The organism is Streptomyces beigongshangae, assembly GCF_019710745.1.
In the GTDB taxonomy this organism is placed as follows: Bacteria; Actinomycetota; Actinomycetes; order Streptomycetales; family Streptomycetaceae; genus Streptomyces; species Streptomyces beigongshangae.
The window spans coordinates 67,431-79,966 of sequence record NZ_JAHKJW010000039.1; the positions used below are offsets into that span (position 1 = coordinate 67,431).

Consider the following 12,536-nt stretch of genomic DNA (forward strand, 5'->3'; position numbering starts at 1 on the left):
GCGCCACAGGATCGGCGCGACCGCGTGACGTTGCCCGATGTGCGGCTGCCGCCGCAAGGGTCCTGTGCCGGGTATGCGGCGATCCGCCCCGGGTGTGCGCCTTCGCGCATTGACCCTGTCCGGCTGCCCCCGTATGCTACAAGTTGCGCTGCGGGCCTGCGCTCCTCAGACGTAGCAGGCTGCGCTCGCATCTGTATGTATGTCCCCTCGGTTGTCGAGGCGCCACCGGCGGTGTTCTCACGAACACCCTTCGGATCTGGCGCTTCCTTGGCTGTCCGGCCTTGTACAGAGCGAAACGGGCTCCTGGCGCAAGCAGTACCTACGACTCACTGTCCGTACCGGAGCCCTTTCCCACATGACGAGCAGCACCGAGACCACCTCTACCACTCCGCAGGTAGCGGTCAACGACATCGGTAACGAGGAAGCCTTCCTCGCCGCGATCGACGAGACGATCAAGTACTTCAACGACGGCGACATCGTCGACGGCGTCATCGTGAAGGTCGACCGGGACGAGGTCCTGCTCGACATCGGTTACAAGACCGAAGGTGTCATCCCGAGCCGCGAGCTCTCGATCAAGCACGACGTCGACCCGAACGAGGTCGTCAAGGTCGGCGACGAGATCGAGGCCCTCGTCCTCCAGAAGGAGGACAAGGAAGGCCGCCTGATCCTCTCGAAGAAGCGCGCCCAGTACGAGCGCGCCTGGGGCACCATCGAGAAGATCAAGGAAGAGGACGGCATCGTCACCGGCACCGTCATCGAGGTCGTCAAGGGTGGACTCATCCTCGACATCGGCCTCCGTGGCTTCCTGCCGGCCTCCCTCGTCGAGATGCGCCGTGTCCGCGACCTCCAGCCCTACGTGGGCAAGGAGCTCGAGGCCAAGATCATCGAGCTGGACAAGAACCGCAACAACGTGGTCCTGTCCCGCCGTGCCTGGCTGGAGCAGACCCAGTCCGAGGTCCGCCAGACGTTCCTCACCACCCTGCAGAAGGGTCAGGTCCGTTCCGGCGTCGTCTCCTCGATCGTCAACTTCGGTGCGTTCGTGGACCTGGGTGGCGTCGACGGCCTGGTGCACGTCTCGGAGCTCTCCTGGAAGCACATCGACCACCCCTCCGAGGTTGTCGAGGTCGGCCAGGAGGTCACCGTCGAGGTCCTCGACGTCGACATGGACCGCGAGCGTGTCTCCCTGTCGCTGAAGGCGACGCAGGAAGACCCGTGGCAGCAGTTCGCCCGCACGCACCAGATCGGCCAGGTCGTGCCCGGCAAGGTCACGAAGCTGGTTCCGTTCGGCGCGTTCGTCCGCGTGGACGAGGGCATCGAGGGTCTGGTCCACATCTCCGAGCTGGCCGAGCGCCACGTGGAGATCCCGGAGCAGGTCGTCCAGGTCAACGACGAGATCTTCGTCAAGGTCATCGACATCGACCTGGAGCGCCGTCGCATCAGCCTCTCGCTGAAGCAGGCCAACGAGTCCTTCGGCTCCGACCCGGCCTCGGTCGAGTTCGACCCGACGCTGTACGGCATGGCCGCGTCGTACGACGACCAGGGCAACTACATCTACCCCGAGGGCTTCGACCCCGAGACCAACGACTGGCTCGAGGGCTACGAGTCCCAGCGCGAGGTGTGGGAGAACCAGTACGCCGAGGCGCAGACGCGCTTCGAGCAGCACCAGGCCCAGGTCATCAAGTCCCGCGAGGCGGACGCCCAGGCCGAGGCCGAGGGTGTCTCCACCCCGGGTGCGGCTCCGGCCGCCTCCGGTGGCGGCGGCGGTTCGTACTCCTCGGAGTCGGACGACAACTCCGGCGCCCTGGCGTCGGACGAGGCCCTGGCGGCTCTGCGCGAGAAGCTCGCCGGCGGCCAGAGCTGACGGCTCACCGCCAGCGGTAGTCGGCTGGTAACCGCGGGCCCGCACCCTCCTGGGTGCGGGCCCGCGGTGCGTCCGCCCGCGACCGCGGACCGGACCGGCGTGACGCCGGGCCGGTCCGGCACGGTGAAGGAGCAAGCCGGTCCGGTGAAGGATCAAGTCGGCCCGGTGAAGCGGTGCGAACCGGGAATGCCCCCGGCCCGGCCCGTGTTGTGGCATACGAACACGAGGAGGAGCGGTCACAGTGCTTGATCCGCAGGGTTTGTACGCATGGGAGCCGAAGGGCCTGGCCGTCGTCGACGTGGCACTCGCCCAGGAGTCGGCCGGTCTGGTCATGCTCTACCACTTCGACGGGTACATCGACGCGGGCGAGACCGGCGACCAGATCGTCGACCGGCTGCTCGACTCGCTGCCCCACCAGGTCGTGGCCCGGTTCGACCACGACCGGCTCGTGGACTACCGTGCCCGCCGTCCGCTGCTGACGTTCAAGCGCGACCGCTGGGCCGACTACGAGGTGCCCACGCTGGACGTGCGGCTCGTGCAGGACGCCACCGGCGCGCCCTTCCTGCTCCTCTCCGGGCCCGAACCGGACGTCGAGTGGGAGCGTTTCGCCGCGGCCGTCCAGCAGATCGTGGAGCGCCTCGGCGTGCGGCTGTCCGTGAACTTCCACGGCATCCCCATGGGCGTCCCGCACACCCGCCCCGTGGGCCTCACCCCGCACGGCAACCGCACGGACCTCGTCCCCGGCCACCGCAGCCCCTTCGACGAGGCGCAGGTCCCGGGCAGCGCCGAGTCGCTGGTCGAGTACCGCCTCATGGAGGCCGGACACGACGTCCTGGGCATCGCCGCGCACGTGCCGCACTACATCGCCCGGTCCCCGTACCCGGACGCCGCGCTGACCGTCATGGAGTCGATCACCGCCGCGACCGGACTGGTCCTGCCGGGGATCGCGCACGGGCTGCGCACCGAGGCCCACCGTACGCAGACCGAGATCGACCGGCAGATCCAGGAGGGCGACGAGGAACTCGTCGCCCTCGTCCAGGGACTGGAGCACCAGTACGACGCCGCCGCGGGGGGCGAGACACGGGGGAACATGCTCGCCGAGCCGGCGGACATCCCGTCCGCGGACGAGATCGGCCTGGAGTTCGAGCGGTTCCTCGCCGAGCGGGAAGGGGACGCGTAGCCGCGTCCGCCGGGTGCCCCGGCGGCCCGTGCCCCCGGCCGGGGGCCTAAGCTGCCGGGCATGGTGAGAGTGGGCCTGACCGGTGGGATCGGCGCCGGCAAGAGCGAGGTGTCCCGGCTGCTCGTGGAGCACGGCGCCGTGCTGATCGACGCCGACAGGATCGCGCGGGAGGTCGTCGCGCCGGGAACGCCCGGACTGGCGGCGGTCGTGGCGGCCTTCGGCGAGGACGTGCTCGCCGCCGACGGCACCCTCGACCGGCCGAGGCTCGGCTCGGTCGTCTTCGCGGACGCGGACAGACTGGCCGTACTGAACTCGATCGTGCACCCCCTGGTGCGCGACCGCTCCCGGGAACTCGAAGAAGCGGCCCCGCCGGACTCCGTGGTCGTGCACGACGTGCCGCTCCTCACGGAGAACGGCCTCGCGAAGCTGTACGACCTCGTCGTCGTGGTCGACGCGAGTCCGGAGACCCAGCTCGACCGGCTCGTCCGGCTGCGCGGCATGACCGAGGAGGACGCGCGCGCCCGCATGGCGGCGCAGGCCACGCGGGAGGAGCGCCGGGAGATCGCGGACGTCGTCATCGACAACGACGTGCCCCTGGACGAGCTGCGCCGACGGGTACGGGACGTGTGGGCGGACCTCGAACGCCGGGCGGGTCCGGCCCCGGCCGCCCCGGCGACCTTGGAATAGCAGGTGCCGCGGAGGCGTTGACCCCTTCCAACGAGGGAAGGAATGTGCCGTGCCCGAGACCAGCGGATTCGCCGGACGTACTCCGGAGACGCATGTCATCGACTTCCGTGCCGCCGAACAGCTGCTCGCCGCGCGGGACCCCCGGGGTGCTGTGAAACTGCTCGACAACGTCATCGCCGCGTACCCCGAGAACACGGCCGCCCGGCTGCTGCGGGCGCGTGCCTTCTTCGCCGCCGCGCAACTGCGGCCCGCCGAGCTGGAATTCACCATCGTGCTGGAGCGCGAACCGGACAACGCCTTCGCGCACTTCGCGCTCGCCCGCACCTACGAGCGCTCCGGACAACCCGACCAGGCCAAGCGCCACTTCAGGCTGGCCGCCGCGCTGGACCCGCAACCGGAGTACCTGGCCGCGGCCCGTTTTGACTCCTGAACCGCCCCCTCTCCGGGCGGTCGGCCGAATGGCGCTCACTCGAACGGGTGAGTTCGGCCGGGAGGGGAACGAGGGTGCGAACGTCGGCCGTTTGCTCGGTATGACGATCGAGATGCGTGAGGGATACGAGGGAACAGGACCCGGCGCCATCACACCGGACGGCTGCGCGGTGGAGCTGTACGCGCGGCTGCCGGTCGGGGACGAGCCGGACATCATCGCCTCGGCCGTGCCGGCGGGGGCGCACATCCTCGAACTGGGCAGTGGTGTGGGACGGGTGACCCACGCGCTGATCGAGCGGGGCTTCACGGTGACGGCCGTGGACGAGTCCGCCGAGATGCTGGACCGGGTGCGCGGGGCGCGCACGATACGCAGTGCGATAGAGACCCTCGACCTGGACGAGAGGTTCGACGTGGTGATGCTCGCGTCGTTCCTCGTGCACGCCGGCGACATCGAGGTCCGGCGCGCCATGCTGGACGTGTGCCGGAGCCATGTCGCGGACGGCGGCTGTGTGCTGATCCAGCGCGAGGGCGAGGACTACCACACCGACCTGCCGCGCGAGCGGGTCGACCCGAGCGGGTTCACGGTCCGGATCCTCTCCGCGGAACCGGTCGGGGAGGGGGTCGACTCGGTGCGCGCGGAGTACGTGTTCCCGGACGCCGTATGGACGCAGACCTTCCTCGCCCGGCCCCTGACCAAGGAGCAGTTCGAGGAGGCGCTGGGGGAAGCGGGGCTGAGGGTCGACAGGTACCTGACGGAGGACCGGATCTGGGTGCGGGCGGTACCCGTGGAGGCGTGATGCCACCCCCGGCGGGGCGGACCGCGGAGCCGACAGGACCGGCGGAGCAGGTTCGGCACCTGTGCCGCTCCCGGCCCCTTGCTCCTCCCGCACCCGGAGCGTCTTCCGTGCCTGGGGCGTCTTCCGCGCTCAGGGCGCCTTCGGACCGCCGTCGGACGGGCCGAGCCCCCGGAGACGTTCCAGCTCGCGGCGGTCGCGCTTGGTGGGGCGGCCCGTGCCCCGGTCGCGGACACCCGCGGGGGCGACGGCCTCGCGGGGCGGGGGCGGCGGGCTGTTGTCGACGTAGCACTCGACGGCGACCGGGGCCCCGACCCGCTTGCGGATGACGCGTTTCACGATGACGACCCGCTCCCGGTCGGCGTGGCGCAGACGGACCTCGTCACCCACACGGACGGCGTACGCGGGCTTGACCCGCTCACCGTTGACCCGGACGTGCCCGCCGCGGCAGGCGGTCGCGCCCATGGAGCGGGTCTTCACCAGCCGGACGGACCAGATCCAGCTGTCGACCCGCACGGTCTCGCCGCTCGCGGGCGCGGCGGCCCTGGCGGCGGCCACAGCGCCGGCATCGGTCCTGGCATCGGTGGCGACGTCGACCCCGGCACCGCTGTCGTCGTCGGCGGAGCCGTCCGTGTCCACCCGGTCGTCCGCTTTCCTCTGAGTCCCTGAAGCCATGCCCCGACCTTAGCCCCGGCCGGGCATACCGTGGGGGGTATGGAGCAGGAGCACCGCCTGGCGGAACTGGACGAGCGGATCGCCGGGTGCCGGGCCTGCCCGCGGCTGGTCGACTGGCGGGAGGAGGTCGCGCGGACGAAGCGGGCCTCCTTCGCGGACTGGACGTACTGGGGCCGCCCGGTGCCGGGCTTCGGTCCGGCGGACGCCTCCCTGCTGGTGGTCGGGCTCGCCCCCGCGGCGCACGGTGGGAACCGCACCGGCCGGATGTTCACGGGGGACCGGTCGGGGGACGTGCTGTACGAGGCACTGCACGACGTGGGTCTCGCGTCGCAGCCCACGTCCGAGAACGCCGGTGACGGGCTGACCCTGTACGGGGTGCGCGTCACGGCACCCGTGCACTGCGCGCCGCCCGCCAACAAGCCGACGCCGGAGGAGCGCGACACCTGCCGCCCCTGGCTGGTCGGTGAACTGGGACTGCTCGAACCCACCCTCCGCGCGGTCGTCGTACTGGGCGGCTTCGGCTGGCAGGCGGCGCTGCCCGCGTTCGCCGGGGCGGGATGGAAGGTCCCCCGCCCCCGTCCGCCCTTCGCGCACGGCACGCACATCACACTGGAGGGCCCCAACCGCCCGCTGCACGTGTTCGGCTGCTTCCACGTCAGCCAGCGCAACACCTTCACCGGCCGCCTCACCCCGGCCATGCTGCGGGACGTACTGCGCACGGCGGCACGGACGGCGGACCTCCCGGCCGCCCCGCAGGCGGCGGACCACCCGGACGGCCCGCCGTCGGAGTGATTCCCGGGGGCGCGGACACGGCGGGCGGAGCGATGCGCCGCGAGTGACCGCAGACTCCGGGAAGAGGGCTGCCGGCGCCGCCGGACCGGCGGCGGGAACGGAGTCGGTCGTGTCCACAGTCATCCGTGCCCGTGCCCGTGCCCGTGCCCGTGCCCGTGCCCGTGCCCGTGCCCGTATCCGTATCCGTGCGTTCGTTGTCGTGCTCGGTGCCATGGGTGCGGCCGTGTCGGCCGTCCTGTGGGGCGGCGTGGCCGCGGGGAAGGGCTCCGGAGCCGGCTCCGAGGTGGTCTTCTGGGTCGATCCCGCGTCCGATGCCGCCCGGCAGGCGGCCGAGTGGCGCCGGACGGGACGGACCGCCGACGCCCTGCTGATGGACCGGATCGCCACCCGTGCCCAGGCCGAGTGGCTGACCGGTCCCGGACCGCGGGCCGTCGTGCGGGCCCGTACCACGGCCGCCGCCGCGGAAGGGCGTACGGCGGTACTCGTCGCCTACTACATCCCGCACCGTGACTGCGGCTCCCATTCGGGCGGCGGGGCCCCGGGCGCGGCGGCGTACCGGGAGTGGGTCGACGAGTTCGCGGCGGGGCTCGGGGACCGGAGCGCGTACGTGATCGTCGAGCCGGACGCCGTGGCCCAGACGGTGGCTGGCTGCCACCGGGTCGTGCCGGAGGAGCGGTACGCGCTGCTGGCGTACGCCGTCGACCGGTTCGAGCGACAGGCCAACACCCGTGTCTACCTCGACGCGGGCAACTCCGCCTGGCACCCGGACCCGTACCGGCTGGCCGGGCCCCTGCGGCAGTCGGGCATCGCCGGTGCCGACGGCTTCGCGCTGAACGTCTCCAACTTCCAGACGGACGCCGCCAGCTCGACGTACGGGACCACGCTGTCCGGGGCCCTCGGCGGCAAGCACTTCGTGATCGACAGCAGCCGCAACGGCAACGGGCCGTACACCGGTACGAACTCCTGGTGCAACCCGCCGGGGCGGGCCCTGGGCGTGGCGCCGACCACCGTCACGGGCGCGCCGCTCGTCGACGCCCACCTGTGGGCCAAGCGGCCCGGCGAGTCGGACGGCACCTGCCGGGGTGGACCGGCCGCGGGGCGGTGGTGGCCGTCGTACGCGCTGGAGCTGGCGAGGAACGCCCGCGACGGGGAGGATCAGCCGGTGGCCGGGCCGTCGTCGTGAGACCGCTCCCCGATGAGGCGGTCTTCGATGAGGCGGTCTTCGAGGTGGGCGCCGAAGTGGTCCGCCTGCCGCGCCATGATGTCCCGCATCGAGGTGCCGCGGGGAACGCCGTAGACCGTGCCGGGGAAGTCCAGCCCCTGCTGCACCTCCCACAGCTCCTCGTGCTGACCGGGCGGGAAGAGCCGGGCCTGCGGGGCGCCGGCCGCGATCCATCCGATCGGGACGACCGAGCCGGGCGGCAGGACCGAGTTCACGTGCAGCACGCTGTTGATCCGCAGTTCCGAACCGGCGCCCACGACGGACCCGGGGAAGGCGCAGGCACCGGTGGCCACGAAGACCTCGTCCTCGACGCGGGCGCCGTTGAGGTGGGCGTGCGGGCCGACGAGAACGGCGTCCCCGATGATCGCGGGGTGCCGCCGACGTCCCCGTACCAGGGCGTTCTCCATGATGACGACGTCCGCGCCGGTCCGTACCTCCCCGTCCTCCGCCGTGAGGACGGCGCCGTGCAGAACGCGGGCGCGCTCGCCGAGGACGACGGCTCCGCAGAGGACGGCCGACGGGGCGACGTAGGCGGAGGCCGGGACGACCGGGCGCTGCCCGCGGTGCTCGATCAGCATGGGACGACTCCAAGTCGCGGCGGAAGAGTGCATTCGGGGATTTTATCGACGGCCGCGGACGCCGCCGGTGCGTCGCGACCTCCGTAACCCGCCGCGTCTTCAAGCATGGCAACGACCGGCGGCAACGACGACCAGCGCCGACTGGCGACAACCAGGGACAACGGCCAGCAGGGACAACCAGGGACAACGACCAGCAGAGACAACCAGAGACAACCAGAGACAACCAGAGACAACGACCAGCAGAGACAACCAGGACGACCAGCACAGACCAGTAAACCGAAGGAACCCCCCATGAACGTTCCCCCCACCCCTCCCACCGGTCCCATGCCTCCCCTCACCCCTCCGTCCCCGCACCCCGCCCGGTCACGCTTCACACGACGAGGGCTGATCGGTGCCGCGGGCGCGGTCGCCGCGGGCGCCGTGCTCTCTCCCGTCGCGGCGGCGGGCACCTCCGCCGGAACGGCCCGTCACGGCACCGCCGATCCCGGACCCGGTACGACCTGGGAGACGTTCCCCGGAACCCGTACCCAGGAGGCCACGGGCGAGGCGCCCGTCAAGGCGGCCTTTCCCATCGGCCACGTGGCCGTGCGCTGGAGCGGAACCCGGGAGGTCACCGGTGGCGGCATCCGGCTGATCGGTGCCGACGGACGCAGGGGTGCCTGGCGGCCGCTGCCCCACAACGGCTGCTCGGACAGCAACGGCGGCGCGCTGCTGATCCCCGCGGGCCAGGCATCGGGGTACGAGCTGAAGGCTCCGGACGGTGCCACGGATCTGCGGTCGCTGGCCATCGACACCCTGCACGGCCCGAAGCGCGAGGTCGCCGTGCCCAGGAAGGCCACACGGGTGGGTGAGATCACCTATCTGTCGCGGGCGGCCTGGGGCGCGGACGAGAAACTCCGCTTCAAGCCGGACGGCACGGAGAACTCGCCGCAGACGTACCACCCGTTCCAGGCCCTCACGGTCCACCACACGGTCACGGCCAACGGTGACAAGGACCCGGCCGCCACGGTGCGCGCGATCTACTACCACCACGCGGTCACCAACGACTGGGGCGACATCGGCTACCACTTCCTCGTCGACGAGAAGGGGGAGATCTACGAGGGCNTGGGGCGACATCGGCTACCACTTCCTCGTCGACGAGAAGGGGGAGATCTACGAGGGCCGCTACTCGGGCGAGGGCGACACGCCGGCCCACGACGCGGACGGCAAAGTCGTGACCGCCTTCCACGTGGGCGGCTTCAACTCCGGCAACCTCGGCATCTCGCTCCTCGGCAACCTGACGGACCAGGGCCCGACCGCCGCCGCCCGTGACGCCCTCACCCGGCTGGTCAAGTCCCTGATCGACTTCCACAAGGTCGACCCGGAGGCCAGGATCACGTACACCAACCCGCTCAACGGCACGAAGAAGGAGGTCTACCAGATCAGCGGCCACCGCGACTGGATGGCGACGGAGTGCCCGGGCGGGGCGATGTACGCGGAGCTGGGAGCGCTGCGGAAGGCCGTGGCGGGCACGGGCTGACCACCGCCGCGCGGACCTCCGCGTCCCGTACGTTCTCGCACGCTCCCGTGCGGGGGCGGGGCCGATCCCCGCATGCCGCCCGCATGCCGCACGATGCTGTCGTCACGCACCGCGACGTTCTGGGCGGTACGTTGCGATTTTCGCAAGGCACGGTTACGGTGAGTGCATGCCTGAATCCGTGACCGACCGTGTGCGCAGAGTGATAGAAGCGACTTCGATGAGTCAGGCCGCGTTCGCCGAGAAGGTCGGGCTCACCCCCGACAAGCTGTCCAAGTCGCTGGCGGGAGTGCGCCGGTTCTCCTCGCTCGATCTGGCCCTGATCGCCGAGGCGGGCGGCAGGACCGTGGACTGGCTGCTGACCGGGCGGGAACCGCTGCGTCCGGCGTTCGCCGCCCGGACCAGCGCCGGAGCGGCTCCCCGGCGGGGCCGCGTCAGTGATGCGGCGGACCGGTTCACGGCGGCGTACGAGGTGCTGGAGCTGCTCGGGATGCCCCCGAAGCTGCCGCCGATGCCCTCCGTGCGCTCCGACCTCACGCGTTTCGTGGACCAGGGGAAGCAGCTCGCCCAGGACGCCGTCGGCGTGCTCACGGCGGCGGACGCCCTCCGGACCGTGGCCGGCCTGGAGACCGACGTGCTGATCACAGCCTGTACACAGGCGTTCGGCGTGGATGTCGCGGTCACGCGCCTGCCCGACACGGTGGACGGGCTCACCTGGCAGACGGAGACGTTCCGGCTCATCCTCATCGGGCCCACGGAGACCTGGACCCGGCAGCGGTTCACCCTGGCGCACGAGCTCGGCCACATCCTGGCCCGCGACGCCCAGGAGCTCGTCGTCGAGTCGCATCTGGCACCGGGGCGGCAGAAGGACCTGACCGAGGTGCGGGCCAACGTCTTCGCCTCCAACCTGCTGATGCCCGCGCCGGAGGTCCGCGACCAGTTCCGCCGGGTGGCCGACAACCACGGCAGGCTCACCCACGAGGCGTTCTCCGAACTGGTCGTCGCGTTCAAGGTCTCTCCCAGTGCGCTGACCGCACGGCTGAGCCAGCTCCGGCTGATCGACGCGAAGTCCGCCCTCGGCTACAAGGGGCTGACCACGGAGGTCTGCCACCTGCTGACCGGTGCGACGGACGCCTTCCAGCGGCAGCTCGCCTGGGCCGGGGCCGAGCGCTTCCCCGTACGGCTCGTGGCGGCCCTCTACCAGTGCTACGCCCGGGGCGAGACCACGCTCCGCCCGCTCGCCGCGCTGCTCGGCACGGAGGTGGACTCCCTGCACGACCTCCTGGACCCGGCGAACCCGGACACCCCGGAACCGGTCGTCAGCGAAGTGGAAGAAGTGGAAGAAGGGGACCTGATCTTCCAGCCATGAGAATCTGCTGGTTCCCGGACAACACGGTCCTGTGCAACTTCGCGGTCGTCGACCGCGTACCCCTGCTGGAGAAAGTGCTCGACGGACGCGGCCGCTGGACCGAAGCCGTGGCCCATGAGGCACGGCAGTCCGCCCAGCACATCCCTCGATTACAGGACATCGAGGCACGCGGCATGCTGGGCGAGCCGATCGCTGTGACGGACGTCGAGGAGATCGTCGCGGTCGACCGCGTGCGCAGAGCGGTCTTCGGCGGTGCCGCGTCGATGCCGACCAGGCACCTCGGCGAGGCGGAGACCTGCGTACTGATCACGGGGCGCCCGGAGTACCGCGACTCCGTGTGGATCACCGACGACCGGCCGGCCGGCTCGTACGCGCGGCGTCGGGGCATCACCACCAGGGAGACCTTCCACCTCATGAGCGAGGCCGTCGTCGACGGCCTGGTCAGCGCCGCGGACGGCCATGAGCTGCTGCACCGGATAGGGAAGTCCGGACGCCATCTGCACCGCGTCTCCCGCCACCCCGACGACCTGCTGCGGTAGCCGGAGCGGCCGTCGCCCCGTGGATCGTCACGCCTCCGAAACGCATACGTTCCCTTCCTCCCAGGAACCCGATCTACGGTGGACACCACCGCGCCCGGCCGACGTCGCCCGAAGGCATGCCACCGCAGCCGCCCTCGTCCCGACAGGAGCCTCGTCCGTGCCGCGACCGCTTCCCGCCGTTCTCCCGCCCTGGCTCGCGCACGCGCTGCGGGGGCAGCGGGGGCCCGTGCCGTGGAGCGCCGTGGTGCGCGGGGCCCTCTCCGCCGGGCCCCTGCTGGCCGTGGCCGTGCTCGTCGGGCGGGAGTCCCTCGGTGTCATGGCCGCCCTGGGAGCCATGTTCGCGGGGATCAACGACCGGCCGGGCGGCCGGCGCGCCGCCGTGCACCGGATCGGGGTGCCCGGGCTCGCGGGGGCCGCGGGGCTCGTCGTCGGCACGTACGCGGGCGACGGGGCCGGGGCGGTCCCGCTGACCCTGCTGCTCACCGGGCTCGGGCTCGTCGCGGGTGCCGTCAGCGCGGTGGGGCCCGTGGCGTCCGGCGCCGGGACCCAGCTGCTCGTCGCGACGGCCGTCGGGGCCGGGATGCCGTTGCCCGACCCCGGATGGCAGCGGGCCGTGTTCTTCCTCGCCGGCACCGGCTGGCTGATCGCGCTGCGGCTCGCGCTGCCCACCCCCGGAGCCCTGAGCGGCGACTTCCGCTTCGACGGCGAGCGCGCGGCGGTCGCCGACGTGTACGACGCCGTCGCCGGACTGCTCGCCGCCGTGGGCGGGGCCGAAGCCGGCCGGCGGCGGGCCGCGCTGACCGCCGCACTCGACCACGCCCAGGACGCGCTCGCGGGACCGCGGCTGCGGCGGTACGCCAGTTCCGCGGCCGAGCGGCGGCTGCGGGCGCGGTA

12 protein-coding genes and 1 pseudogene are annotated in these 12,536 nt (G+C 71.8%); 11 read left to right on the forward strand and 2 right to left on the reverse strand.

Annotated features, from left to right (window positions below; all coding sequences use genetic code 11):
- The first annotated feature begins 355 nt into the window (after window positions 1–355).
- The 5 genes from rpsA (at window position 356) to KM933_RS26840 (ending at window position 4,954) form a co-directional block, all read left to right on the forward strand.
- Window positions 356–1,861, forward strand: coding sequence for a 30S ribosomal protein S1 (gene rpsA / locus KM933_RS26820; protein ID WP_221356627.1), 1,506 nt, complete (start codon window positions 356–358; stop codon window positions 1,859–1,861).
- Window positions 1,862–2,102: 241 nt separating this feature from the next.
- On the forward strand, window positions 2,103–3,041 hold the full coding sequence (locus tag KM933_RS26825; RefSeq protein ID WP_221356629.1) for a PAC2 family protein: 939 nt from the start codon (window positions 2,103–2,105) through the stop codon (window positions 3,039–3,041).
- A gap of 60 nt (window positions 3,042–3,101) precedes the next feature.
- Complete coding sequence (coaE, locus tag KM933_RS26830; RefSeq protein WP_221356631.1) at window positions 3,102–3,728, forward strand: dephospho-CoA kinase; 627 nt, start codon at window positions 3,102–3,104, stop codon at window positions 3,726–3,728.
- 49 nt (window positions 3,729–3,777) lie between these two features.
- Window positions 3,778–4,158, forward strand: coding sequence for a tetratricopeptide repeat protein (locus tag KM933_RS26835; RefSeq protein ID WP_221356640.1), 381 nt, complete (start codon window positions 3,778–3,780; stop codon window positions 4,156–4,158).
- 112 nt (window positions 4,159–4,270) lie between these two features.
- The gene (locus KM933_RS26840; RefSeq protein ID WP_221356676.1) at window positions 4,271–4,954 is read left to right on the forward strand and encodes a class I SAM-dependent methyltransferase; all 684 of its coding nucleotides are present in this window, start codon (window positions 4,271–4,273) and stop codon (window positions 4,952–4,954) included.
- 129 nt (window positions 4,955–5,083) lie between these two features.
- Here the strand turns inward: KM933_RS26840 and KM933_RS26845 are convergent, their stop codons facing one another.
- Entirely contained in the window at window positions 5,084–5,626 is a 543-nt protein-coding gene (locus KM933_RS26845) for an RNA-binding S4 domain-containing protein (RefSeq protein ID WP_221356650.1), read from the reverse strand.
- 39 nt (window positions 5,627–5,665) lie between these two features.
- Here KM933_RS26845 and KM933_RS26850 point away from each other — a divergent pair, with 39 nt between their 5' ends.
- Together KM933_RS26850 and KM933_RS26855 are read left to right on the forward strand one after the other, a co-directional pair.
- Entirely contained in the window at window positions 5,666–6,418 is a 753-nt protein-coding gene (locus KM933_RS26850; RefSeq protein ID WP_221356652.1) for a uracil-DNA glycosylase, read from the forward strand.
- A 211-nt stretch (window positions 6,419–6,629) separates the two neighbouring features.
- Complete coding sequence (locus tag KM933_RS26855) at window positions 6,630–7,601, forward strand: glycoside hydrolase family 6 protein (RefSeq protein WP_221356678.1); 972 nt, start codon at window positions 6,630–6,632, stop codon at window positions 7,599–7,601.
- Here the strand turns inward: KM933_RS26855 and KM933_RS26860 are convergent.
- Window positions 7,574–8,218 (reverse strand): gamma carbonic anhydrase family protein, encoded by a 645-nt coding sequence (locus KM933_RS26860; protein WP_221356663.1) that lies wholly within the window; start codon window positions 8,216–8,218, stop codon window positions 7,574–7,576. The two genes, KM933_RS26855 and KM933_RS26860, sit on opposite strands and share 28 nt — an antisense overlap.
- A gap of 985 nt (window positions 8,219–9,203) precedes the next feature.
- Here KM933_RS26860 and KM933_RS39690 point away from each other — a divergent pair.
- From KM933_RS39690 to KM933_RS26880, 4 genes and pseudogenes are all read left to right on the forward strand, one after another.
- The gene (locus tag KM933_RS39690; RefSeq protein WP_308013558.1) at window positions 9,204–9,737 is read left to right on the forward strand and encodes a peptidoglycan recognition protein family protein; all 534 of its coding nucleotides are present in this window, start codon (window positions 9,204–9,206) and stop codon (window positions 9,735–9,737) included.
- Window positions 9,738–9,954: 217 nt separating this feature from the next.
- Window positions 9,955–11,103 (forward strand): helix-turn-helix domain-containing protein, encoded by a 1,149-nt coding sequence (locus KM933_RS26870; RefSeq protein WP_260334196.1) that lies wholly within the window; start codon window positions 9,955–9,957, stop codon window positions 11,101–11,103.
- Window positions 11,100–11,642: a PIN domain-containing protein gene (locus tag KM933_RS26875; RefSeq protein WP_221356665.1), complete on the forward strand. Its 543-nt coding sequence runs from the start codon at window positions 11,100–11,102 to the stop codon at window positions 11,640–11,642. The genes KM933_RS26870 and KM933_RS26875 overlap by 4 nt, the downstream gene beginning before the upstream one ends.
- A gap of 157 nt (window positions 11,643–11,799) precedes the next feature.
- A pseudogene (locus KM933_RS26880) lies at window positions 11,800–12,536 on the forward strand (FUSC family protein); the annotation flags it as partial.

Coding starts and splice junctions, on each gene's coding strand:
- coaE (WP_221356631.1), top strand. CDS start 3,102: ATGGTGAGAGTGGGCCTGACCGGTGGGATCGGCGCCGGCAAGAGCGAG.
- KM933_RS26845 (WP_221356650.1), bottom strand. CDS start 5,626: ATGGCTTCAGGGACTCAGAGGAAAGCGGACGACCGGGTGGACACGGAC.
- KM933_RS26855 (WP_221356678.1), top strand. CDS start 6,630: ATGGGTGCGGCCGTGTCGGCCGTCCTGTGGGGCGGCGTGGCCGCGGGG.
- KM933_RS26850 (WP_221356652.1), top strand. CDS start 5,666: ATGGAGCAGGAGCACCGCCTGGCGGAACTGGACGAGCGGATCGCCGGG.
- KM933_RS26840 (WP_221356676.1), top strand. CDS start 4,271: ATGCGTGAGGGATACGAGGGAACAGGACCCGGCGCCATCACACCGGAC.
- KM933_RS26860 (WP_221356663.1), bottom strand. CDS start 8,218: ATGCTGATCGAGCACCGCGGGCAGCGCCCGGTCGTCCCGGCCTCCGCC.
- rpsA (WP_221356627.1), top strand. CDS start 356: ATGACGAGCAGCACCGAGACCACCTCTACCACTCCGCAGGTAGCGGTC.
- KM933_RS26870 (WP_260334196.1), top strand. CDS start 9,955: ATGAGTCAGGCCGCGTTCGCCGAGAAGGTCGGGCTCACCCCCGACAAG.
- KM933_RS26875 (WP_221356665.1), top strand. CDS start 11,100: ATGAGAATCTGCTGGTTCCCGGACAACACGGTCCTGTGCAACTTCGCG.